The sequence below is a fragment of the Ruegeria sp. BG10 genome, assembly GCF_056538575.1.
Genome location: NZ_JBQFTI010000001.1, coordinates 1,132,209 through 1,155,876, shown reverse-complemented (window position 1 = coordinate 1,155,876; position 23,668 = coordinate 1,132,209). Strand labels below are relative to the sequence as shown.

Below are 23,668 nucleotides of genomic sequence, written 5' to 3'. Positions count from 1 at the left end.
TTACTGTTTTTCCAGGAAAGTCTCGACAGAACGGGACCTTACGCCGTTTCGAAACCTTGAAAAGGCAAGGTTCAGCCCGCCTTCTGCCAGTGTGCGATCGAACTGTTGCAGCTCGTAATCGCCGTTTTCACTGATAAACAGCGAAAAGACGGTCAGGGTCTGGCCGTCGATCCGGCCCCACACAAACGGCTCGCCCTGCATCGGGTCCAGCGGCACCTCATGCCCGAACACGTTACGTTTCATTGCAGCGGAATACACGTCTGAACGCTCGGATTCCTTGAAGTCTATCGAAAACTTCTGCTCTTTGACCCGGCCATCCGGCTTGTAGGTTGTCGTCGTCCAACTGACGTTGAAGCCGCCCTTTGTCTCATGGATCGAAACGCTCATGTCACGGGGCGTTTCGGTGCCGTCGTCATCCACCACGTTCGCCGAACCGATGTAATCGCCGACAAAGGGTTCGATGTTCTCCGCGTGCGCCGGAAGATTGGCAATCGCGGTCCAAAACAGGACGCCCAGGGAAAAAGCAATGAAATTCAAGGGACGAGTCCGATTCAAAATGCCCACCTTAGCCTCCGGGTTGTGATCCATTTATTGTAGCCCAGCCGCCCGTGCGCACAATGGCGCTGTTGTCATCCTTAACAAGAAAAATGACGTACCATCGCGCCTATACCTTTGGCAACCTTGTGTTTAAGGTGCGCGCAACTGGCCGATTGCACGATGGCGTCGTCACGGGTAAACGGCATGCGACTGTATACACGACGGAGTTACCGATGTCACAGACCCGCACCGAATCCGACAGCTTTGGCCCGTTGGAAGTCCCCTCTGACAAGTATTGGGGGGCTCAGACTCAGCGCTCGATCATGAACTTTCCCATCGGCTGGGAAAAGCAGCCTGTCGCCATTGTGCGCGCGCTGGGTGTGATCAAAAAAGCCTGCGCGATGGAAAACAAGGCCATCGGCAAGCTGGACGCAGAGATTGCCGACGCCATCATTCGGGCCGCGGGTGAGGTGTTCGAGGGTAAGTTCGATGACAACTTTCCGCTGGTCGTGTGGCAAACCGGTTCAGGCACCCAGTCGAACATGAACTCGAACGAGGTGATCGCCAACCGCGCCATTGAGATCCTAGGCGGCGAGATCGGTTCAAAAGAACCGGTACACCCCAACGATCACTGCAATATGGGTCAGTCGTCAAACGACACCTTCCCCACCGCGATGCACATTGCCACCGCCATGAGCGTGCGCGACGTGCTGCTGCCCGGGCTTGAGAAGTTCGCGGCAGGGCTGGAGCAGAAGGCCAGGGAATTCGAAGGCATCATCAAGATCGGGCGCACCCATACGCAGGACGCGACCCCTCTGACGCTGGAGCAGGAATTCGGCGGTTACGCGCATCAGATCCGTCAGGGGATCGACCGGGTCAAAGCCTCGATGCCCGGCATTTACGAACTGGCGCAGGGCGGCACCGCTGTCGGCACCGGTCTGAACACCCACGATGGCTGGGATGAGGCCGTGGCTGCCAATATGGCCGAGATCACCGGCCTGCCCTTCGTCACTGCCCCCAACAAATTCGAAGCGCTGGCCGCCCATGACGCAATGGTCTTCCTGTCCGGCGCATTGGCGACCATTGCGGGGTCTTGTTACAAGATCGCGAACGACATCCGTCTGCTGGGGTCTGGTCCGCGCTCGGGTCTGGGCGAGCTGATCCTGCCGGAAAATGAACCCGGCTCTTCGATCATGCCGGGCAAGGTGAACCCGACACAGGCCGAAGCGCTGACGCAGGTGGCCGCCCATGTGATGGGCAATGACGCAGCGATCAAGTTCGCCGGGTCGCAGGGGCACTTTCAGTTGAACGTCTACAACCCGATGATGGCCTATAACCTGTTGCAATCCATTCAGCTTCTGGGCGACGCCACCGACAGCTTTACCGAACGGATGCTGCTGGGCATTCAGGCCAATGAGCCGCGCATCGACAAGCTGATGAAGGAATCGCTGATGCTGGTGACGGCGCTTGCACCGACCATCGGCTATGACAACGCAACGAAAGTGGCCAAGACGGCCCACAAGAACGGCACCACCCTCAAGGAAGAGGCTATCGCACTGGGTTTTGTTGATGAGGAAACCTTTGACGCGGTCGTTCGCCCCGAACACATGATCGGCCCCAAGGATCGATGAGCGAACCCACAGAACCCCAGCGCGGCCTTAGCGAGGCCGCGCTGCAGGACAAGGGATGGGGTCCGCAGCTAAAGGAGTTGGCCGGTAATCTGTCGCAAGGCGACAAATCGGTTCTGTTGGCCATGCTTGCGAATACTGCGGATGAGGATGCCGTGGCGATGACCGCCCGCGGGTCGGCCAATGACTGGTTTTGGGCCCATCTGTCCAATGTCGGCTGGATGGAGCCAAGGGAAAGCGAAGTGCCCGAACCGCAGCGCCCCATCTCGGTCGCCTATGCGATTACCCGCGAAGGACGGGCAATGCTGCCGGGCTTGCTGCGGAGTTTTTTCTGACGCAGCCGTTTGGTGCATGTACACTCCGGTCAACGACAAGGGCTGATGTTCCTATGAAATCCGTGGTCAACCTGAACAAATACCGGAAAGAAAAGGCCCGGGCCGAGAAGAAAGCCCGCGCAGACCGCAATGTGGTTGTATTTGGCCAGAGCAAGGCGGAGAAAGACTCAACCAGACACGAGCGGGACAAACAGCGCCGCGATTTGGACAGCCATGAGTTGGACGAATGAGCGGCCGCCCGGTCAAGCGTTCCCTCACCTTGAAAGGCCATCGAACCTCGGTTTCGCTGGAGGATGAGTTCTGGCTGGCCTTTCGCGAAATCTCAAAAGAAAAAAACATACCTATCAATGCGCTGGCTGCTGAAATTGACGTCAACCGTGATCCGGATGTCGGGCTTGCCTCGGCCATTCGCGTATTTACCCTGAACTGGTATCGCACCTGAACGACGGGCCTTGCTCCGGGCGGCGAATTGCGCCTATGTTGGGTGAGAACAAAAGGGGTACAATATGAACCAAACAGTTCCCGGCCCGGATGGAAAACAGCGTTGCGCTTGGTGTCAGGCGGCACCCGAGTTCTTTGATTACCACGATCAGGAATGGGGTTACCCGGTGGCTGATGACCAGCGTCTGTTCGAAAAACTATGCCTGGAAAGTTTTCAGTCCGGCCTAAGCTGGCGCACGATTCTGGCCAAACGCGAAAATTTCCGAGCTGCATTTAAGCATTTTGATTTCAATGCTGTAGCCCGGTTTGATGACGCAGATGTTGAGCGTTTGCTTCAGAACGAAGGTATCGTACGGCATCGCGGCAAGATCGAAGCGGTCATCAACAATGCCCGCCGTGCGCAAGAACTTGTTGCCGCCGAAGGGTCACTTGCCGCCTATGTCTGGCGCTATGAAGCCGCAACGCCGACGGACCCGCAGACCGCTTCAACCTCGGCAGAATCCGTGGCCATGTCGAAAGACCTGAAAAAGCGCGGCTGGAAGTTTGTCGGTCCAACCACGGTATTTGCGTTCATGCAGGCGATGGGGCTTGTAAACGATCATGCGACGGGCTGCGTGATGCGTGAAAAAGCGGCGCAGTTGCGCCGCGATTTCACCAAACCAGAATAATGCGCGTCAGACGGATGCGCTGAATATCTTGTTGATATTGCCACCCAGCGCGGCATTGAATTCGGCTTCCGACTGCTGCTTGGACAAACCTTCGGTCAGCGCCCGCGAAAAGGACGCGATCATCTTGCCGTTCTGACCAAGCAGATCACAGGCCTGTTCGGTCGAATAGCCGCCGGACAAGGCCACGACGCGCAGAACGCGCGGGTGATCCGCCAGTTCGTCGAACAGGTTTGCCTTGCTGGGGATCGTCAGCTTGAGCATGACCTCCTGCCCCTCGTCCAGCTTATCAAGGTTTTTCAGGATATCGGCCTTCATGATGTCTTCCGCCTCAGCCTTGGTGGCAGAGTTGATATTCACTTCAGGTTCGATGATCGGCACCATACCGGCGGCGACGACCTCTCTGGCGACGTCAAATTGCTGAGCAACCACAGCGGCGATGCCTTCGGCATTTGCTTCATGGATCACTGAACGTTCTTTGGTGCCGAAAATACCCGTTGCCTTTGACAGCGTGTCGGCCAGACCGGGGATCGGTTTCATCATCTGAACCCCGTTCGCTTGTTCCTCCAACCCTTTGTCGATCTTCAGAAAAGGCACGATACCCTTGACCGACCACAGGTAATCCGCGACCTTGCGGCCGTCAATCTCTTCACCCAGCGTCCGTTCGAACAGGATCGCGCCGATCACTTTGTCCTTGGTGAAATCGTCAGCCAGAATGATCCGGGCGCGCATCTTCTGGATTTCGCCGAACATCTCTTCGTCCGAGCTGTAGTCAGAGGCCTCAACCCCGTATAGCGCCAGCGCCTTGGGCGTCGACCCGCCGCTTTGATCCAGTGCTGCAATAAATCCTGCGCCGTTGGACATCTGCTCGCGCTGTTCTGCTTTGGACATAAGATTTTCCCGTTCAGTAATGATTCCGCATCTTTAAATCGCATACAGCAAGGCGCAGGGTGATGGTAGTTTGTTAGCGCTCAACCACGTGCAACCAAATTCCATTCCGGGACCGGACGGTCAGATGTGCCTCGGGAACGGGGGGGCGCCCCTCGACGAGGCTGAACCTGAAGTTCTTCAACAGAGTCGACAGCAGCAAGGGCCCTTCGACCATGGCGAACCCGGCCCCCGTGCAGACGCGCGGGCCGGCGGAAAAGGGCAGATAAGCTGTTCGCTGACAGGTCTTTCCGTTTTCCGTGCCCCAGCGTGTGGGGTCGAATTCATCCGGCCGGTCCCACAGACGCTCCTGACGGTGCAGGTGCCACGGGCTGATAACGACCTGCGACCCTTGCCGCACCGCCCTGCCCCTGAAGTTCTCGGGGCACGCGGCCTCGCGCACCATCATCGGCACCGGTGGATACAGGCGTAGCGTTTCACGAAACACATCCCGGCTGAGCCGGAGATCGGACAATCTGCCGAAACCGGGTTCGTCCAGACATTGCGCTTCGGCGGCAAGCTTGTCCTGCCAGTCGGGGTACAGAGCCACGAGGTACAGCGCCCAGGCCAGAGCGGACGCGCTGGTTTCATGCCCGGCCAGAAAAAAGATGGCGACCTGATCGACCATCTCCTGCGTGTCGAAACAGTGTCCGGTTTCCGGGTCCGGCGTGGTCATGATCTTGGTGGCCAGATCGTCCGGTGCCTCTCCTTTTGCGATCATATCTGCTCGTTCCGCAGTCAGACGCGTGATCAACGCCCTTATATCCCGGGCATTCCTGCGGGTTTTGCGGGAGTGCATGCGGGGAACCCATGCGGGGACGGGAACAAAAGCCGCCAGATTCAACAAAGGCTGTTGCCGCTGATAGGATCTGAACTTCTCAAACACCTGCGCGGCAAGGTCATGTTCGATCGGGACCGAGAACAGGGTTCTGAATATAACGTCCGCCGCTGCATGGCTGGTAAGCTCTTCGCACTCGACGTCGGTGCCTGTCTGCGCCCGCAGACGTTCGACACAAGCATGCGCCGCGGCGCGCATAGCCGGGTAAGTGTCTTTCAAACGCCCGCCTTCAAAGGCCGGGTCGATGATCCGGCGCTGCCGTTTCCAAACCTCACCGTTCGTCAGGAAGACTGAATTTCCCAGCAGCGGGCGCAGCCCCTCGCGGATGCGGCTGGATTTCGGAAAATCATCCGGGCGTTTTTTGAGTACAATATCAACGAGTTCCGGCTGATTTATCATGTAGGATCGAAAGAACGGCGTCCGAAATTCGGCCATCCAGGCGCGGTACAGCCGTTGCGGCTGTGCCGACAATATGTCCTTGCGGAACAGCTTCAGATACCGCCACAGCGATACCTTGTCCGGACGCGGGGACGGCTTTGGCGGTATCATGCCTGCACCGTCCGATATTTTGAAACGGGCGTTGCGATGCGCGATCTGGACGGCGCGCGCCCTGCAAACCGCTGACCCAGTGAAAAAGGCCCCGCCGTAATGCGGAAATAATCATAGTCACCCGGCTGGTCAAAGGCGCAAAGGTATTGGAAGTGCAGCCGGAAAAACCGCCAGCGCAGCGCCCGCCAGCGTTGCGCGGACAAAGTCTGGGTGAAGGCTGCAGACAGGACCAGTGGCCAGCGAGATTCTTCGGTCGCAACGCCGCTGACCGCCACCGGGTCACAAAGCGCAAATGCGCAGCCGTCGCCCGGTGCCGAGACATCGACCCAGGTCAGTTCGGTGCGGGCCGACAAAAACTGAAGATCACGACGCAGATCGGTCGCATTGGGCAGGAAAGAGACCATCGGAACCACCTGACCCAAAGACAGAAACGACAGTTCAGGTCCGTTGTCGCGCGCGTTTTCGTCCCTAAGCACCTCTGCCAGAACCATCACGCCCAGATGCGCACCGGAAGAATGGCCAACGACCAGAACCTCATCCACATCCGTCTCAAGCGCGGACCGAATATGTTCCGTGAACCCGGACAGGCGCATTTTCAAGTCCGCCTGCAACGCGCCTTTCGAGGCCGCGGAATAGGCGTAGTCGTGCATCAGGTAGTAAACAAAAAGGCGATTGTCGATGTTGCGGAACCAAATCAACAGGGCATAGGCCGCACCAGCGGCCGGCACAATCGCGAACCAGCTCAGATACGGCGACAGGAATGTGACGGCAACTGATGCGACCGCCAACGCAACGGCAAGCTGGGCGATCAGCATCCCAACCGGATAGAGCGCGGCAATTACCGGCCCTTTGCGCAACCGCATCAACCGGCCGAGCGCACCCGATGCGATATAGATCCAAGCGGTATGCGCCAGTTGCAGATAGGTTGCCGGTATCGAACCTGACATGCTGTCGCGTACGATATCGGACCAGACCAGAACCTCGATATCCGACTGTACTTCGGCCCCGTCCTGACAGGACCGGACATGCCAACCATAGGGTCCCTGCGCCGGTTTTGGGGATACTGACACGCTGTAACCGGAAATCTTTGCCTGAGCCTGGCTTTCGCGGCGATACAGCTCGCGATACCGGCGGGGTGGAATCGGATCGTAGCCGGGAATGTAGAATACCCGGCGCCGACGCACCCGAGGCTGATTGTCGTGACTGCTCATCGCCTTACCTTTTGTCGCGCAGACTAGCGCAGCATAGCCGTCAAGGTAAGTCTGATCGGTTAATCACCCGAAATTGGCCAGTGCCGGGAAGGTTTCCAGCAGCCACCAGCTGAACTCTGTGAATAGACCGGTGATCAGCATGATGCCGACAAACAGCAGCAGACCGCCCATGACTTTTTCGATAGTGGCCATGTGGGGCTTGATGCGGTTCATGACCGACATCGAGCGGTTCAGGAACATCGCTGCCAGCAGGAACGGAATGCCCAGCCCCGCCGCATAAACGCCCAGCAGCAGGGTGCCCCGAGCGACCGAAGCCTCGGATGCGGCAAGCGACAGGATCGCCCCAAGCTGTGGGCCGATACAGGGTGTCCAGCCAAAGGCAAAAGCCAGGCCAAGAATATAGGCGCCAAAGACCGAACCGCCGGATTCACCCGCGTCAATGCGGGCTTCGCGATCAAGGAATGGAATGCGGAAGACGTTCAGAAAGTGCAAACCAAAGACAATCACGACCGCGCCGGACAGCTTTGCAAACAAAACCTGATTTTTCAGCACAAACGCCCCAAAGGCCGAAGCGGTGAATCCCAGCAACAGGAACACTGTAGACAAGCCCAGAACAAAGAACAACGCGGACAGGGTCGCCTTGCGCCGTGCCTGCGCCTCGTCCTTCATCTCGTTGATGGTCACACCGCTCATATAAGCCAGGTAAGGCGGCACGATGGGCAACACGCAGGGCGACAGAAAGCTGATCAGCCCGCCGAGCATCGCGATGAACATGGCAGGCAGCAAGCCCGCGTCTATGATATCAATTCCGAACATGGATCAGCACATAGGGTATCAATCGCGCCGCGTCACCGGGCCAATCGGTCACATCCTCGTGGTTGCACGCTGGACACCACGACAAAGTGGAAATATCTCAACCCCATGTCAAACGCTACTGAAACGCTGGACGCTTTGGGCCTGCTGTGCCCTCTGCCGGTACTGAAAGCCCGAAAACGCCTGAAATCCATGCCCGCCGGGGCGGTTCTGCGTGTGTTGGCTGACGACCCTGCGGCAGTTATTGATGTGCCTCATTTCTGTGTCGAAAGCGGCCACCAATTGTTGTCTCAGGAAGAGGAGGACGGGCACCAGATCTACGTCATCCAGAAATCGGGTTGAGACTGGGCAGTGCCGGATGAAAAAAGGCGGGTCCCAAGACCCGCCTTTTCTTTTTACTGACCCAGCGACCACCAACCGCGCCGTTTGGGCTTGTCCGGCTTGCTGGGTTGTTCCGGCTCTTCCGCAACGGACTCCAGCACCGGTTCAGGGGTCTCATCAACCGCTTCCGCAGCAGGCTCAACCGGTTCCTCGGTCTCGGGAACAGACGTTTCCTCAGCTACGGGTTCCGATACTTCCTCAGCAACCGGTTCGCTTACCTCATCGGCCGCAGGCGCGTTGTTGTCGTCCGCAACCGTCTCTGTGCTCTCAACAGGTTCAGTTGCCGTCTCGACCGTCTCCTGCGCAACAGCATCTTCTTCGGCTGCGGAAGTGTCTTCCGTCTGCTCGGCGGGTTCGGATGCGGGCGATTCAGCTTCGGTCGCTGCGTCATCAGCCGCTTTCTTCTTGCGGCGCGGCGCGCGGCGGCGCTTGGGCTTCTCGGCCTTTTCTTCCTGCTCAGTTGCATCAGCCTCTGGCTCCGCAGGCGGCTCATCTGCCGCTTCGGACGCTGCGGCATCGTTCTCGTCTGTGTCAGCTTCGGGCGTCTCACCTGCGCCGGAGCCCTTCTTCCGGCGACGACGACGGCGCTTGCGCTTGGGTTTCGCCTCTTCTTCGGTCTGAACCGCTTCTTCCTCGACCGCCTCATCCTCTCCGGCATCCACCAGATCCATCAGGGACGCGTCGACGGACACGACCGGGGCGCTGGCCTCGGGCACGATCCGGCTGGCGGTCTTGAACTTCTCCATCGAGAAATCGGGGCTGACCAGATGCACGTCACCCTCAACGCGCACGGATAGACCGTACCGCGCCTCAATCTGCGCGATATGTTCCCGTTTCTGGTTCATCAGGAAATTGGCGATGCTGACCGGGCAGCGCACCAGAACCTCGCGCGATCGGCGACGGGTGCCTTCCTCTTCGATCTGACGCAAAATGGTCAGCGCCATGTTGTCGTCCGACCGGATCAAGCCCGTTCCGTGGCAGGACGGGCACGGCTGCGTCGTCGCCTCAAGCATACCGGGGCGCAGGCGCTGACGGCTCATCTCCATCAGACCAAAGCCCGAGATACGGCCGACCTGAATGCGCGCACGGTCGGTTTTCAGCTTTTCTTTCAGACGTTTCTCGACGGCCGAGTTGTTCTTGCGCTCGTCCATATCGATGAAGTCGATGACAATCAGACCGGCAAGGTCGCGCAAACGCAGTTGCCGCGCCACTTCTTCGGCGGCCTCAAGGTTGGTCTTGAGCGCGGTGTCTTCGATCGAACCTTCCTTTGTGGCCCGGCCCGAGTTCACGTCGATTGCTACCAGTGCCTCGGTCACCCCGATCACAATGTAACCACCGGATTTGAGCTGAACCGTCGGATTGAACATACCGGTCAGGTAGCTTTCCACCTGATACCGCGCAAACAGCGGCAACGCATCTTCATACCGTTTCACGTTCTTGGCGTGTGACGGCATGATCATCTTCATGAAGTCCTTGGCGATACGGTACCCGCCTTCGCCTTCAACCAGAACTTCGTCGATCTCACGGTTATAAAGGTCCCGGATCGACCGTTTGATCAGGTCGCCTTCCTCATAGATTTTGGCTGGCGCAATCGACTGCAGCGTCAGTTCGCGGATCTGTTCCCACATGCGCTGCAGGTATTCATAATCGCGCTTTATCTCGGACTTCGTGCGTTTGGCGCCGGCGGTCCGGATGATCAGGCCGGCACCGGTCGGCACATCGATTTCTGCCGCGATTTCCTTCAGCTTTTTGCGATCCGGCGCGTTGGTGATCTTGCGGCTGATGCCGCCGCCCCGCGCGGTATTGGGCATAAGAACGCAATAGCGTCCAGCAAGCGACAGGTATGTGGTCAGCGCAGCGCCCTTGTTGCCGCGCTCTTCCTTGACGACCTGCACCAGAAGGACCTGGCGGACCTTGATGACTTCCTGAATTTTATACCGGCGCGGACGCGGTTTGCGCGGCGGACGAATGTCCTCGCTGTCATCCTCGTCCGCAACGGATTCGATGGTATCGTCCTTCGCGGTGGCATCCGCGCGGGCTTCGGCAGTGTCGGCCTCTTCCGGTACAGCCTTGCCTTCATCCGAGGCTTCAGCTTCGTCAGTTTCAGGCTCTTCCGTAACAGGTTCCGGGTCTGATCCGTTCTCGTCTTCCTGCGCCGCACTGACCTCAGAGGCTGCCTCTTCGCTGGTTTCATCGACAGCTTCGGCGTCGTCGGAAACAACGTTCTCATCCGCGTCGGCGACTTCATCAGCGGCGTCAGACGCCTCACCCTCGTCAACCGGTTCCTCGACGGGAGTCTCTGCCACGCGATCCGCCGGAGACGTGCCTTCCGGAACCGAAAGATCAGCCCCTTCTTCGCCCGTGTCGAGGTCGATAGTTTCCATGCCGGACGGTTCCGAAGAAACGTCCAGCGATTCCACAACGTCGTCGGATTTAATATCCGCCGCCTTTGTCCGCGAACGGGACCGGCGCTTTTTGGGCTTGGCTTCCTCGGCCTCATCCCGCGCCTTCATCGCTTCGGCATAGGCGCGTTCTTCCTCCATCAACGCCTCGCGGTCGGCGACGGGGATCTGATAATAATCCGGATGAATCTCTGAAAACGCCAGGAACCCGTGCCGGTTTCCGCCGTAATCCACAAAGGCCGCCTGCAGCGACGGTTCGACCCGGGTTACTTTTGCAAGATAGATGTTGCCAGCAAGCTGGCGTTTGTTTTCGGATTCAAAGTCAAACTCCTCAACCTTGTTTCCGTCAACCACCACAACGCGGGTTTCCTCCGCGTGGGTGGCATCGATAAGCATTTTCTTAGCCATGTGTCCTTGGTGCACCGCGCCAAACGCGTTGTCCTGACCCGTCCGGGAGGACAGGCGCTTTTGGGGTGGTGTCTTGTCAGGGCGATATCGGACGGCGCGCCGCAGGGTCTGGCGCTGTGGCCCCCTGCCCGTATACTCACTCGTTGCGCGCGCGTCATCGCGGTTCTTCTCCGACAGGCGCGGAGTGCCGCCGCCTGCCCATTTATTCCTTTCGCCCGCTGCTGCGGGCTCAGGCGTTCTACTGCCCCTGATGGGGCACAATCTGTCTGCGTCGCCCTGTGGGAAGGATCACCACCTGCGGCGACACAGCGAAACTCAAAGATTCGGGACTTGTGGGCGCAAAATCGGCCCGGCCCGTCCGGTTACAATAAAAGCAGTCCTGTGGAAAAGACAATGGGCAAACTGCATCGCGCGCCCACAACGCGACGCAGGATCCCTTCATCTGGCCAAAAATACCTCGGGGGTGAATTGAGCCGAAGGCTCAAGAGGGGGCTGGCCCCCTCCCGGGCTTTTACAGGTAGTCCGACCGCTGTAGGCCGTATTTGGCCATTTTTTCGTTCAGCGTACGGCGCGGCAGGCACAGTTCGTCCATCACCGACGCGATCGAACCCTTGTGCCGGCGCATGGTGTTGTCGATCAGCATTCGTTCGAACGCTTCGACATATTCCTTTAGCGGCTTGCCCTCGGTCGTCATCACTGGCTGCATTTCCTCGTGATCCGACATCAGCAGCGAGGCTATGGTGCCCGATCCGCGACGCGATTGCAGAACCGCGCGTTCGGCGATGTTGATCAGCTGACGCACGTTGCCGGGCCACGGGGCCTGAAGCAGCTGCGCCGCCTCCTGTGCGCTGACCTGCGGGGCGTCACACCCGTATTCCTCGGCAAACTGCTCGCTCAATCGGGTGAACAGTGTCAGAATATCCTCACCGCGCTGACGCAGGGGCGGCATGGTGATCCGCAGGGCGGCCAGACGGTAGAACAGGTCCGGTCGCAGAACATCCTCGCTGGTTTTTCCGGCCTCCTGCAGGTTCGAAATCGCCACGATCCGAGTTTCGGCGGGCGTGCCCTGATCGTTCATGACGCTCAGCAGACGTGCCTGAAGCGTGTCGCTGAGGGCCTCGACATCTTCCAGAACCAGAGTGCCGCCGCGGGCCTCTTCGATGGCCGGCAACTGGGCATCCTCGGGCATCATCGGGCCGAACAGACGTTTCGACAGCGCCTCTTCCTCCAGCGCCGCGCAGGACACCAGAACAAATTTCTTGCCTGCCCGGCTACCCACCGCATGCAGCGCATGTGCCACAAGGGTTTTGCCGGTGCCGGTTTCGCCGTCGATCAGGACATGGCCATCCGCCTGCCCCAGATCAAGGATATCCTCTCGCAGCCGCTCCATCACCGGGCTGGCACCGATCAGCTTGTTCATGATCTGGGTGCCGCCGGACAGCTCGCGCCGCAGCGCCCGGTTGTCCAGGGTCAGACGGCGCGCATTGCTGGCGCGTTTGGCCAGTTCGGACATCCGATCCGGGTTGAACGGCTTTTCCAGAAAGTCGAACGCGCCCACGCGCATCGCCTCGACCGCCATAGGCACGTCGCCGTGGCCGGTGATCATGATGACCGGAAGCGTGCTGTCGGCCCCCATCAGCTTTTTCAGCAGTTGAATGCCGTCCATTCCCGGCATCTTGATGTCCGAGATGACGATGCCCGGGTAATCCGGCCCCAGAACCTTGAGCGCGTCCTCGGCGCTGGAGAAGGTTTCGGTGTCATATCCCGACAGCGCCAGCCATTGGCTGATCGACTGGCGCATGTCCTGTTCGTCATCCACAATGGCGATTTTCATGGCCTGTGCCATATTCATTCCTCGTTATTCAGCGGCCTCAAGGCCGTCGCTTCCCAGTATCGGCAGTTGCATCTCGAATACCGCGCCGCCGTGCTGGCTGTTGCGCGCGGTCAGCCGTCCACCATGGTCGTTCACGATCCCGGACGAGATAGCAAGCCCCAACCCGACCCCGTCGCCGGGCTGCTTGGTGGTGTAGAAGGGTTCGAACAGGTTCTCGATATCCTCGATTCCGTGGCCGTTATCGCGCACGGTCAACACCGCCATATCCCCTGCTGCCAGAATGATTTCCACATCGGGGTCCGATACCGATTTGGTGGCGTCCAGCGCATTCCGCAAGAGGTTGACCATCACCTGCTCGATCCGCATCCGGTCCCCCATCACGATCACGGGTTCTTCGGGCAGGATCTGAGTGATCTTCACATGGCGCTGCCGCAGCTGCGGCTCCATCATCGAAAGGGAGGAGGCCAGCGCTTCACCAAGATTTACTGGTGAAAACGCATCCGCGCCCTTGCGTGCATAAGATTTCAGCTGCCGTGTGATCGCGCCCATCCGTTCGATCAGACCGTCGATGCGGCCAAAGCTGGCAAGGGCCTCTTCGGGCCGGTTTCGCCGCAGCAACAAGCGCGCCCCGGCCAGATAGGTTTTCATTGCAGCCAGCGGTTGATTCAGCTCGTGACTGACGGCCGCAGACATCTCACCCAGCGCGGCCAATTTCGAGCTTTGCGCCAGCGTCTGCTCGGCAACTTCCAGTGTCTTTTCAACCCGTTCGCGCTCAGCGATTTCCCGCTGTAGCCGTGTGTTCAATGCGCGAAGCTCTGCCGACTCGCGCTGGAACAACGTCATACGGAACGTGGCGCGGCGGCTGAGCGCATAAAAGGCCAGAGCCAGAAGAATCGCAAATCCCATGATTTCCAGCGCTAGGACGCTGTTCACCTTTTCCCGGATCGACGCATAGGTGGTGAATGAAGTCATTTTCCAGCCGCGGAACGGAATGCGGGTTTCCATCCGCATCACCGCTTCGCCCTGCAGATAGGCATCGGGCGGCAAGGCGGTCCAGTCAGTTGTGGCGCGGATCGCGCGCTGGATGGCGCCTTGCGGCGGCTGTCGCAGGATCGCCTCGCCTTCCTCGACACCACGCCATTGCGGTTCGGTCGACAGGATGATTTTGCCGGTGCTGTCCGCCACCATCACAGCATCCGAGATACCGGCCCAGGCGCTTTCGAACTTTTGCAGGTCAACCTCGACCACGATCACGCCAATAACCTCGGCATTGGCTTCGATCCGGCGGGAATAGACGAAACTGTACCCGCCCGCCTCCTTTTCAATGACGGTAAAAACCGTGGAATTCGAGCGGACAGCGTCAATGAAATAAGGCGAACTCCGATGGGGTTCACCCAACCGATTCCGGTCGGTGGCTGCGACCGAGCGCCCGTCCCTGTCCAGCAGCATCAGCGATGCGGCCCCGATTTCCTCGACAAAGGAAATCAGGCGCTGCGTCGACAGTGAAAAGTCGCTGGACTGCAGCGCCGAAATCAGCGTCGGGTCGCGTGCCAGAAGCTGTGGTACGATCGCGTTCCGGCGCAATTCACTGAGCAGGTTCCCCGAATACAGCGCCAGGCGCAGTTCGGCCCGATTGCGCGTCGATTCCGTGAATCGGTCGGTCAGCAATCGGTTGGTGACCCAGACTGTCGCGACGGTCGCCAGCAACAGGACCAGAACAGCCAAGCGCAGTCGCCATCCCATTGGCGCGCCACGGAACGGTTTTGTCAGAATGGACCAGCCAGAGCGAATGTCGAAACTCATCCCGGAAAATTACGCGGGCTTGGGTGCAACCTCAAGTCACGCAGGCGCGAGGACGCCGGACAATGCGCGGAACAATGCCGTTCCGTCAGTACCGCCGTGACCCGGGTCAGCCGCCCGCTCGGGATGCGGCATCATGCCCAGAACACGCCTGTTTTCCGACAGGATACCGGCAATGTTGCCTACTGAACCGTTGGGATTCTCGGCATAGGTGAAAGCAATCCGGTCCTGATCGCGCAGAGTGGACAATGTTGCGTCATCCGCGAAATAGTTTCCGTCATGATGCGCAATCGGAATTCCGATCACATCACCGGCGTTGTAACCTTCTGTGAAGGCGCTGTCGCTGGTTTCAACCTTCAGGCCGACAGTTCGACAGATGTATTTCAACCCGGCATTGCGCAGCAAGGCGCCGGGCAGGATGCCGGTTTCGGTCAGAATCTGGAAACCGTTGCAGATACCAAGGGCATATCCGCCGCGGGCGGTATGGTCGACAACGGCCTTGCAAATGGGCGATTGTGCGGCGATGGCCCCGCAGCGCAGGTAATCCCCGTAGGAAAACCCGCCCGGCACGCCCACGATGTCGACACCATCAGGCAGTGCCGCATCCTTGTGCCAGACCATATCGACCTCAAACCCTGCCTGCCGGAACGCGACGGCCAGGTCACGGTCGCAGTTTGAGCCTGGAAATACGATGACAGCAGCGCGCATGGCGGGCCCTCCGGAATTAGGTTCAGACCAGTTCGATCTCGTAGCGTTCGATGACCGTGTTGGCCAACAGCTTTTCGCACATCTCGGTGATGTCCGCCTCGGTCGCGCCTTCGGCCAGCTCCAGGTCGATCACCTTGCCCTGACGCACGCCTTCGACCTGATCAAAGCCCATGGCACCCAATGCATGACGCACCGCTTCACCCTGCGGGTCCAGAACCCCGTTCTTGAGCATCACATGCACCCGTGCTTTCATTCCTGCAACTCCAGCTGAGGGCCTGGATTTCCGGCCCGTTCCCTTGCGCGGGAGATAGCGCGCCCAACGGCGTTCGACAACCCTTGTCCGCATACAGTTTGCCGCAGGGGCGCGCTCAGCTTCCGCCCGACAGTCCCGGGTAATGCGCGTCGATTGCGTGGAAGGTCCCGGTCAGAACCATTTCGACCGCCACGGCGACAAGGATGATGGCCATGACCCGCGTGATGACATTGATCATGGTCGGTCCGAAAAACCGCGAGATCGGGTCCGCAAACAGCAACCCGAGGCCAACGATGGCGCAGGCAATCAACACGGCAGAGCCGAGCGTGACAATTTCAGCCCCATCTGACAGCGTATGCGCAAAAACGATGGTCGTCGCGATGGTGCCCGGACCGATTGTCAGCGGAATCGCCAGGGGAACCACGGCGATGTTGCTTTTCTCTGCCCCCTCCTCGACCGCCTTCTGATCCCCTTTTGGCCGGTCCGAGGCGTTCAGCATCGACATGCCCACCCCCAGAATGATCAGCCCCCCGGCGATACGAAACGACGGAATGTCGATGCCGAAGATCGCCAATATCTCTTCACCGACCAGAACCGCGATCAGTGCCACGGTAACCACCGTCGCGGTCACGATCAGCGCCACGCGCTTGCGTTCCGAGGTCGAATAACCCTCGGTCATGCTCAGGAAAATCGGGATGCCGTATAGCGGGTTGAAGATCGCCAACAACGCCGCGAGGAATTTCAGAAAGACTGCCTGATCGAACAATTCCGCCATGCCGGGAAAACCTTCGGTTGAACTGGCGCGACAATGCGGGACGAGCGGCCTCGCTGTCAAACCACCCCTAACATCAAAAAAGCGCCGCCTTCATAAAGGCGACGCTTTTACAATGCATACTGAGCCGAGGCTCAGTTGATCAGCGTAGGCTTGGCCACGTTGCTTTTGGGCAGAACGCCAAGGCGACGCGCCACCTCGGAATAGGCGTCGGTCAGGTTGCCCAGATCGCGGCGGAAGACGTCCTTGTCCAGTTTCTGGCCGGTCTCGATATCCCACAGTCGGCAACTGTCCGGGCTGATCTCATCCGCGATGATCAGGCGTTGATAGTCGCCGTCGTAAACGCGGCCGATCTCGATCTTGAAGTCGACCAGTCGAATACCCACGGCCAGCATCACACCGCTCATGAAGTCATTTACACGCAGGGCCAGGCTCAGAATGTCGTCCATGTCCTGCTGGCTGGCCCAGCCGAACGCGGCGATATGCTCTTCGGTGACCAGCGGATCGCCAAGCGAATCGTCCTTGTAGCAATATTCCACGATCGGGCGCGGCAGCTGCGTGCCCTCGGCTATGCCCAGACGCTTGGACATGGACCCGGCGGCATAGTTGCGCACGATCACTTCCAGCGGCACGATCTCGCAGCTGCGCACCAGTTGTTCGCGCATGTTCAGGCGGCGGATGAAATGCGTCGGAACACCGATCTGGGTCAGGCCGTTCATGAAGAACTCGCTCAGGCGGTTGTTCAGCACGCCCTTACCGTCGATCACGTCCTTCTTTTCCGCGTTGAACGCGGTGGCGTCATCCTTGAAATACTGAACGATGGTGCCCGGCTCGGGCCCTTCATACAGGATCTTTGCCTTGCCTTCGTAGATTTTCTTGCGACGCGCCATAAGCGACCTTTCAAGTCCGGGGCGAGGGAATGAGTCCCTTCGCTTTGGCGTTCTCATAGTGCAAGCCCTGCCCTCTCGCAAGTTCACCGGCCAGAGTGGGTTTGACGCAGCGCAAATACCTTGCACCGACGCCGCCGTATAGTCATATCATGAGGAAAGAAGATGAAACCCAAGAGGTCCCCAACCAATGACCACATTTGACGAACGTGAAGCCGCGTTTGAAAACAAATTCGCACATGACGAAAAGATGCAGTTCATTGCCCGGATGCGTCGCAACAGGTTCATGGCTGTATGGGCCTCGACCCTCAAGGGTGAACCCGTTGAAAAGGCGCGTGCTTATGGCCAGCAACTGGTTCACACCGACCTTCAGAATGTCGGCGAAGACGACGTTGTGGAAGCGGTGAAAGGCTATCTGGGCGACCTGGCGGACGAGGCCAAGATTCGCGAAAAGATGGCGGAACTGCTGGTTGAAGCCAAAGAGCAGGTCATGGCAGAGGCCGAAATTTAAGGCTTTTCCGCAAACCTCATGATCATCATGAGTTTTATGAATTTGATTTGATGCCCCGGTCGTGAGACACGGGGCGTCTCTTATTTTATCGACCCTTTGGGTCATTTCCTGGAATACCCCAATGACAAACGCACTGAGCAAGCTACTGGAAACCAAAGATGCCATCCTCGCAGATGGGGCAACGGGGACCAACCTGTTCAACATGGGTCTGCAATCGGGTGACGCCCCGGAATTGTGGAATGTGGACGCGCCCGAAAAGATCCGCGCCTTGTATCACGGCTCGGTCGATGCGGGCAGCGATCTGTTCCTGACCAACACCTTTGGCGGCACCGCGGCCCGACTAAAGCTGCATGACGCCCAGAACCGCGTTGACGAACTGAACCGCATCGGCGCGGAGCTTGGGCGTGAGGTCGCGGACAAGGCCGGTCGCACGGTCATTGTCGCCGGTTCGGTGGGACCGACCGGTGAAATCATGGAACCCGTCGGCAGCCTGTCTCATGCAGAAGCGGTCGAGATGTTCCACGAACAGGCTGAGGCGCTCAAGGCGGGGGGCGTCGACGTTCTGTGGCTGGAAACCATCAGCGCACCGGAGGAGTTCCGCGCAGCGGCCGAAGCGTTCGCGCTGGCCGACATGCCCTGGTGTGGCACGATGAGCTTTGATACGGCGGGCCGCACCATGATGGGGGTGACATCTTCTGATCTGGCGCAATTGGTCGAGACGCTGCCAAACCCACCTGTCGCCTTCGGAGCCAATTGCGGCACCGGCGCGTCGGACATTCTGCGCACGGTGCTGGGTTTTGCCGCGCAAGGCACGGAACGACCGGTTATCTCGAAAGGAAATGCGGGCATTCCAAAATATGTGGACGGTCATATCCACTATGACGGCACGCCCGAACTGATGGGGCAATACGCTGCCATGGCACGGGATGCCGGGGCTTCGATCATCGGGGGCTGCTGTGGCACCATGCCCGCGCACCTGCGTCAGATGCGCGAGGCACTGGACAGTGCTCCGCGCAACTCCCGGCCAACGCTGGATCAGATCACGGATGCTCTGGGTCCGTTTTCATCCGCTACGGATGGAACCGGCGAAGACGCCGCGGCACCCGAGCGGCGCACACGCCGCCGCCGCCGCGCCTGAGGCTATCAGCGCCCTTCGAACTTCGGGGGGCGCTTTTGCATGAAGGCCACGACGCCCTCGGCGAAGTCGCGCGAACGTCCGCAATCCCCCTGTAGATGGGCCTCTTTTGCCAGTTGTTGGGGCAGCGTGTTTTCATACGTGCCGCGAATGGCCTGTTTGATCGCGCCAAACCCGGCGGTCGGTCCCTTGGCCAGATAGGCCGCCCGTTTGCGCCAATGCGCCTCGAAGTCTTCGTCGGCGACAGCTTCCCAGATCAATCCCCATTCATCCGCTTGCCGGGCGCTGATCTTGTCGGCAAAAAGCGCGGCGCCCATGGCTTTGGCAAAGCCCATCTGGCGCGGCATGAACCACGTACCGCCGGCATCGGGCAACAAACCGATCCGGGCAAAAGCCTGCAGGAAATAGGCACTTTCGGTTGCAATCACGACATCGGCGCACAGTGCCAGGTTTGCTCCGGCCCCGGCTGCCGGACCGTTGACCGCCGCAATCGTGGGAACCGGACAATCGTAAATCGTTTCCAGCATCGGTTCGTATTCGTCGCGCAGCGTGCGCTCCAAATCGACCTTGCCCGTGCTTGAGGCATCGCCCAGATCCTGCCCCGAACAGAACGCATCCCCTGCCCCTGTCAGAACGATCGCCCGCGCGTGCCGCGTGGCGTGTTTCATCGCGTGGGTGATCTCGGCCCGCATCTGCGCGGTCATCGCGTTCATCTTGTCTGGCCGGTTCAGGGTCACAACCGCCAAATCGTCCATGATATCCAACAGGACCGTTTCGTATTCCATGAATTCCTCCCCAAATCAGAGCTTGAGGGAACCCTGAACCATATGACACGGAAGGAAAAGACGAACCCTGGGTCAGTCTTCAAGAATCTGGCGCAAACGCTCTTTCTCGGCCTCGCTCAGAGTGTCGTTTTCCCCGGCGGCCTGCACCTGCGAACGCTTGCGCAGAAAGTTCCATCCCATCGCGGCGGCAATCAGCAGCATGATCGGACCGGCCAGCCACAGCATCAGGTTCGAACCCGTGGTTGTCGGCTTTAACAGCACGTATTCGCCATAGCGATCCACGATGAAATCTAACGCCTCCTGATCGGTGTCCCCGGCCACCAGCCGTTCGCGCAGCAACAGGCGCAAGTCCCGGGCAAGCTCGGCGTTGCTTTCGTCAATGCTTTCGTTGCGGCAAACCAGGCAACGCAAGCCGGTGCTGAGGGCGCGCGCGCGTTGTTCAAGCACCGGATCATCCAGAACTTCGTCCGGCTGCACCGCCCAGACGGGCGATGCAATCAGCATCAGGATCAACAGCAGCCGCATCATTCCGCCGGCACCCCGCCGGATGGGGCTTTGCGCGCCCCAGCCGCGACGCGGAACCTGCGATCCGACAGGCTGAGCGCGCCGCCCAGAGACATCAGGATACACCCGGCCCAAATCCAGTTCGCCAGCGGTTTGATATAGGTGCGCATGACCCAGCCCCCATCTGCTTGCTGATCGCCGATCACAACATAGAGATCCCGGAAGAAACGGTAGTCAATCGCGGCTTCGGTCGTGGGCATCCGCGCCACGGGATAGTCCCGCTTTTCAGGATGCAGCGTCCCGATGGCGCGCCCGTTCTTTTCGACTTTCACATCGGCGGTGGTCGAGAAATAGTTCGGACCTTCGACGAGGCGGACATCCTCCAGCGTCAGTGTGAATTGTCCGACCTCGAAAGGCTGGCCGGGTTGGGCAACGCGGATATCCTCGACTTCCCAGGCGGTCAGACCGGCAATGGCGAACATGGTAACCCCCAAGCCGGAATGGGCCACGGCCTTGCCCCAATCCGCGCCGGGCAGGCGGAACAGGCGTCCAAGGTTGCCCCTGCGGCCCGTACGGCTCCACAAGTCCACGGCCGCGCCGAATGTGATCCAGGCGCCCAGGAACATCCCAACGGGTCCCAGCGCGCTGCGCCCCGTCTGCATCGCCCAGACCAGCAAGGCCAAAGCGACTGCCAGTACAAACGCGTAGCGCAGGGAATAAGCCGCCCTGCCCAACCTGCCCCGTTTCCACGGCAACATTGCCCCGACGGGCAGCACAATTCCCAGCACAACCATGAATGGCGTGAAGGCCGAATTGAAAAACGGCGCCCCGACCGAGAGTTTGCGGTCAAAAGCCATTTCGGCCACCATCGGCCAGAGCGTTCCGAAGAACACGACGAAACAACTGACGGCCAGCAGAATGTTGTTCAGCACCAACGCGCTTTCGCGGCTGACCATTCCGAACACGCCCTTGGCCTCCATCGTCTGCGCACGCGCGGCAAACAGCGTCAGCGCCCCGCCGATGAAGATCACCAGAATGAACAGGATGAACACCCCACGCTCGGGGTCATTGGCGAATGCATGGACCGAGGTCAGCAGACCCGACCGCACGATAAACGTGCCGATCAGCGAAAACCCGAACGCGATGATCGCCAGCAGGATGGTCCAGCTTTTCAGCGCTTCGCGCTTTTCCACCACGATGGCAGAATGCAACAGGGCGGCGGCCAGAAGCCAGGGCATGAAAGATGCGTTTTCAACCGGGTCCCAGAACCAGAACCCACCCCAGCCCAGTTCGTAATACGCCCACCAGGACCCCAATGCGATCCCAATGGTCAGGAATATCCATGCCGCCAGCGTCCACGGCCGCACCCACCGGCCCCAAGCGGCGTCAACGCGCCCTTCGATCAGGGCCGCGACGGCAAAGCTGAAGGCCATGCTCAGCCCGACATAGCCCAGATACAAAAATGGCGGATGAAAGGCCAAACCGGGGTCCTGAAGCAGCGGGTTTAGGTCGCGCCCGTCAAAAGGTGCCACGATCAGACGATCAAAGGGGTTCGAGGTGAAAAGGATAAAGGCGAAAAACGCCACCCCAATCGCAGCCTGAACCGCCAGAACCCGCGCTTTCAGGGTCGGTGGCAGGCCACCCCCGAAATATGCCGCCATTGCACCAAACAACGCAACGATTAGCACCCAAAGCAGCATGGAACCCTCGTGGTTCCCCCATGTACCGCTGATCTTGTACAGCATGGGTTTGGCCGAATGGCTGTTTTCAACCACGATCCTCAGCGAGAAATCGGATGTCACAAACGCCCAGACCAGCGCGCCAAACGAAAAGGCCACCAACAGAAACTGAATAATCGCCGCAGGTTCGGCAAAGGTCATCCATCCGGTCCAGCGTTTGGCGGCCCCGATCAGGGGAACGACCGATTGCACGATGGCAACCAGAAAGGCGAGTATCAGGGCAAAGTGGCCAAGTTCTGTAATCATGGCCCTGGATATAATCCCGATACCGGGCAAGCACCAATCACTTTCGCCCTGCTGAGACGAGCATAGTGTCGCGGTTCAGGCGTGGCGTCTGCGCAGCCAGTCTTCAAGGGCCAGGTTGCTATCCGGATGCGTCGCACGCTGCACCAGTTCAGCGTTGCCGCCGGCATCGGCCGCGCCGACACTATCAGCGCGCATTGAATCCAGCCTTTCCAGATTGGCCAGGACCTGAGGCGTACGCTGCATCGTCGCCGAAATCTCGCGCTGCAGATCCTGCACCTTGGTCTGGTGGCGCGCTCCGAAATAGAACGACACAATGACACCCAGCAACCACCACAAAGGCTCGGGCACCACTGCAACGCCCTGCATCCGCGCGGCAAACCACAGCGGATCGACCATTGCCGCCACGAACAGGCCCAGCGTTCCCAGTGCCATCGCTGGACGTGGCAGGCGATTCAGCCCGTCCATAAAGCGGTCGAAGACACCCTTTTTCGGCACCTGATATTCAGCCCCGAACTGAGCCATCGCCTGCTGCTGCAACGCCAGCCCCCGTCTGGCTTCTTCCTCGGAATTTTCCCGAAATACTTCGACGGTTTCGCGCACGACGTTGCGGCCGCCGCCAAACAGAAATGCCAACACGCCCGAGATCAGCCCCATTCGGATACCCTTTGTTTGAATTCACTGTCGCTGAGATGATATGCGGGCGAGACGAATTCTTCCGCGCGGCGGATCCAACCTCCTTTGCCGCCGGCTCGCGTCCGCGCATATTTGCGCGAAGCGGGTCTGAGGTCGGCCAGCCGAAAGTAGTAGTTTCGCCGCGCCACCCCATAGGCATCCCTAAGCGCCGTTGGCTCGGGTCTGGCCGCGTCATGGCAGACCCGCGCAGTTTCCGGGCCGACAATGCCATCCACCGCAATGGCAAAGCCCATGTCCCGCAGCAGGCGCTGCAGAATCCTGATGGCCTGAACACCTGCGTTGACGTACATGTCGAACACAGTCGCCTGCACCGACCGGGGCAGCAAGTCCAGTCGCGGCAGTTCGAAGTAGTGGCGTACAAAGATGTCGGTGGCCTGCGATTTGCTCAGCATTTTCACATCGGTGCGGTCGACGACACCATCGCCGGACAGATCCAATCCCAGACGGCGCATCGTGTGGATGGTCACACCGTATTTTGTCGCCCCGCCCGGGTCGTCGGGATCGTCCACAAACCCGCCTTCTCTCGCCACGATTTCAGCTGCTATCTGTCGAACCGTCTGCATCGTCTGCCCCCGCGATTGGTTGCACAAAAGGCTCGGGCAGTTCAGTTAACACGAACAAACGAAACAGGGCGCCGCGCGGGCACTTTGCGCAACGCCCTGTTAA

At 59.5% G+C, this 23,668-nt stretch carries 25 protein-coding genes; 8 read left to right on the top strand and 17 right to left on the bottom strand.

The genetic code is table 11. The features are described from left to right. A complete protein-coding gene (locus tag ACR0D8_RS05650; protein ID WP_480645146.1) occupies positions 1–537 on the bottom strand; it encodes a hypothetical protein in 537 nt (178 codons plus the stop codon). A gap of 233 nt (positions 538–770) precedes the next feature. Here ACR0D8_RS05650 and fumC point away from each other — a divergent pair, with 233 nt between their 5' ends. The 5 genes from fumC to ACR0D8_RS05625 all read left to right on the top strand — a co-directional run bounded on the left by fumC (position 771) and on the right by ACR0D8_RS05625 (position 3,609). Next, complete coding sequence (gene fumC / locus ACR0D8_RS05645; protein ID WP_480645145.1) at positions 771–2,168, top strand: class II fumarate hydratase; 1,398 nt, start codon at positions 771–773, stop codon at positions 2,166–2,168. Further along, a complete protein-coding gene (locus ACR0D8_RS05640) occupies positions 2,165–2,500 on the top strand; it encodes a hypothetical protein (RefSeq protein ID WP_480645144.1) in 336 nt (111 codons plus the stop codon). The genes fumC and ACR0D8_RS05640 overlap by 4 nt, the downstream gene beginning before the upstream one ends. A 53-nt stretch (positions 2,501–2,553) precedes the next feature. Further along, entirely contained in the window at positions 2,554–2,730 is a 177-nt protein-coding gene (locus ACR0D8_RS05635) for a DUF4169 family protein (protein ID WP_480645143.1), read from the top strand. Next, the gene (locus ACR0D8_RS05630) at positions 2,727–2,942 is read left to right on the top strand and encodes a ribbon-helix-helix domain-containing protein (protein WP_480645141.1); all 216 of its coding nucleotides are present in this window, start codon (positions 2,727–2,729) and stop codon (positions 2,940–2,942) included. Before ACR0D8_RS05635 ends, ACR0D8_RS05630 begins: the two co-directional genes overlap by 4 nt. Positions 2,943–3,006: 64 nt before the next feature. Continuing rightward, positions 3,007–3,609 (top strand): DNA-3-methyladenine glycosylase I, encoded by a 603-nt coding sequence (locus ACR0D8_RS05625; RefSeq protein WP_480645140.1) that lies wholly within the window; start codon positions 3,007–3,009, stop codon positions 3,607–3,609. A gap of 6 nt (positions 3,610–3,615) precedes the next feature. Here the strand turns inward: ACR0D8_RS05625 and ACR0D8_RS05620 are convergent, their stop codons facing one another. From ACR0D8_RS05620 to ACR0D8_RS05605, 4 genes are all read right to left on the bottom strand, one after another. Then, on the bottom strand, positions 3,616–4,497 hold the full coding sequence (locus ACR0D8_RS05620; RefSeq protein WP_480645139.1) for a fructose bisphosphate aldolase: 882 nt from the start codon (positions 4,495–4,497) through the stop codon (positions 3,616–3,618). Positions 4,498–4,570: 73 nt separating this feature from the next. Then, entirely contained in the window at positions 4,571–5,920 is a 1,350-nt protein-coding gene (locus tag ACR0D8_RS05615; protein WP_480645137.1) for a cytochrome P450, read from the bottom strand. Next, positions 5,917–7,131 carry a hypothetical protein gene (locus ACR0D8_RS05610; protein WP_480645136.1) on the bottom strand — a complete coding sequence of 405 codons (1,215 nt, stop codon included), beginning with the start codon at positions 7,129–7,131 and terminating at the stop codon, positions 5,917–5,919. The genes ACR0D8_RS05615 and ACR0D8_RS05610 overlap by 4 nt, the downstream gene beginning before the upstream one ends. Positions 7,132–7,194: 63 nt before the next feature. Next, positions 7,195–7,947, bottom strand: a complete 753-nt coding sequence (locus ACR0D8_RS05605) for a cytochrome c biogenesis CcdA family protein (RefSeq protein WP_475160502.1) — start codon at positions 7,945–7,947, stop codon at positions 7,195–7,197. 105 nt (positions 7,948–8,052) lie between these two features. Between ACR0D8_RS05605 and ACR0D8_RS05600 the strand changes: the two genes are divergently transcribed. Continuing rightward, positions 8,053–8,286: a sulfurtransferase TusA family protein gene (locus tag ACR0D8_RS05600; RefSeq protein WP_480645134.1), complete on the top strand. Its 234-nt coding sequence runs from the start codon at positions 8,053–8,055 to the stop codon at positions 8,284–8,286. Positions 8,287–8,339: 53 nt separating this feature from the next. Here ACR0D8_RS05600 and ACR0D8_RS05595 read toward each other — a convergent pair whose 3' ends face one another. The 7 genes from ACR0D8_RS05595 to purC form a co-directional block, all read right to left on the bottom strand. Next, entirely contained in the window at positions 8,340–11,135 is a 2,796-nt protein-coding gene (locus tag ACR0D8_RS05595; protein ID WP_480645132.1) for an Rne/Rng family ribonuclease, read from the bottom strand. Between the two features lie 511 nt (positions 11,136–11,646). Continuing rightward, positions 11,647–12,981: a sigma-54-dependent transcriptional regulator gene (locus ACR0D8_RS05590; RefSeq protein WP_170616909.1), complete on the bottom strand. Its 1,335-nt coding sequence runs from the start codon at positions 12,979–12,981 to the stop codon at positions 11,647–11,649. Positions 12,982–12,993: 12 nt separating this feature from the next. Beyond that, on the bottom strand, positions 12,994–14,712 hold the full coding sequence (locus ACR0D8_RS05585) for a sensor histidine kinase (RefSeq protein WP_475163426.1): 1,719 nt from the start codon (positions 14,710–14,712) through the stop codon (positions 12,994–12,996). Between the two features lie 96 nt (positions 14,713–14,808). Next, entirely contained in the window at positions 14,809–15,477 is a 669-nt protein-coding gene (gene purQ / locus ACR0D8_RS05580; protein ID WP_475160492.1) for a phosphoribosylformylglycinamidine synthase subunit PurQ, read from the bottom strand. Between the two features lie 22 nt (positions 15,478–15,499). Continuing rightward, complete coding sequence (purS, locus tag ACR0D8_RS05575; RefSeq protein WP_109311572.1) at positions 15,500–15,730, bottom strand: phosphoribosylformylglycinamidine synthase subunit PurS; 231 nt, start codon at positions 15,728–15,730, stop codon at positions 15,500–15,502. Between the two features lie 115 nt (positions 15,731–15,845). Further along, positions 15,846–16,505 (bottom strand): MarC family protein, encoded by a 660-nt coding sequence (locus tag ACR0D8_RS05570; RefSeq protein ID WP_480645130.1) that lies wholly within the window; start codon positions 16,503–16,505, stop codon positions 15,846–15,848. A gap of 131 nt (positions 16,506–16,636) precedes the next feature. Continuing rightward, on the bottom strand, positions 16,637–17,392 hold the full coding sequence (gene purC / locus ACR0D8_RS05565; RefSeq protein ID WP_480645129.1) for a phosphoribosylaminoimidazolesuccinocarboxamide synthase: 756 nt from the start codon (positions 17,390–17,392) through the stop codon (positions 16,637–16,639). A gap of 187 nt (positions 17,393–17,579) precedes the next feature. Here purC and ACR0D8_RS05560 point away from each other — a divergent pair, with 187 nt between their 5' ends. Further along, complete coding sequence (locus tag ACR0D8_RS05560) at positions 17,580–17,900, top strand: DUF1476 domain-containing protein (RefSeq protein ID WP_475160488.1); 321 nt, start codon at positions 17,580–17,582, stop codon at positions 17,898–17,900. 121 nt (positions 17,901–18,021) lie between these two features. Beyond that, positions 18,022–19,038, top strand: a complete 1,017-nt coding sequence (gene bmt / locus ACR0D8_RS05555; RefSeq protein ID WP_480645128.1) for a betaine--homocysteine S-methyltransferase — start codon at positions 18,022–18,024, stop codon at positions 19,036–19,038. Between the two features lie 5 nt (positions 19,039–19,043). Here bmt and ACR0D8_RS05550 read toward each other — a convergent pair whose 3' ends face one another. The 5 genes from ACR0D8_RS05550 to ACR0D8_RS05530 form a co-directional block, all read right to left on the bottom strand. Then, positions 19,044–19,820 carry an enoyl-CoA hydratase-related protein gene (locus tag ACR0D8_RS05550; RefSeq protein WP_480645127.1) on the bottom strand — a complete coding sequence of 259 codons (777 nt, stop codon included), beginning with the start codon at positions 19,818–19,820 and terminating at the stop codon, positions 19,044–19,046. A 72-nt stretch (positions 19,821–19,892) separates the two neighbouring features. Beyond that, positions 19,893–20,348 carry a cytochrome c-type biogenesis protein gene (locus tag ACR0D8_RS05545; RefSeq protein ID WP_480645126.1) on the bottom strand — a complete coding sequence of 152 codons (456 nt, stop codon included), beginning with the start codon at positions 20,346–20,348 and terminating at the stop codon, positions 19,893–19,895. Then, positions 20,345–22,309 carry a heme lyase CcmF/NrfE family subunit gene (locus ACR0D8_RS05540; protein ID WP_480645125.1) on the bottom strand — a complete coding sequence of 655 codons (1,965 nt, stop codon included), beginning with the start codon at positions 22,307–22,309 and terminating at the stop codon, positions 20,345–20,347. The genes ACR0D8_RS05545 and ACR0D8_RS05540 overlap by 4 nt, the downstream gene beginning before the upstream one ends. A gap of 75 nt (positions 22,310–22,384) precedes the next feature. Continuing rightward, entirely contained in the window at positions 22,385–22,963 is a 579-nt protein-coding gene (locus ACR0D8_RS05535; RefSeq protein WP_480645123.1) for a holin family protein, read from the bottom strand. After that, a complete protein-coding gene (locus ACR0D8_RS05530) occupies positions 22,954–23,565 on the bottom strand; it encodes a holin-associated N-acetylmuramidase (RefSeq protein ID WP_480645121.1) in 612 nt (203 codons plus the stop codon). Before ACR0D8_RS05530 ends, ACR0D8_RS05535 begins: the two co-directional genes overlap by 10 nt. Positions 23,566–23,668 lie beyond the last annotated feature (103 nt).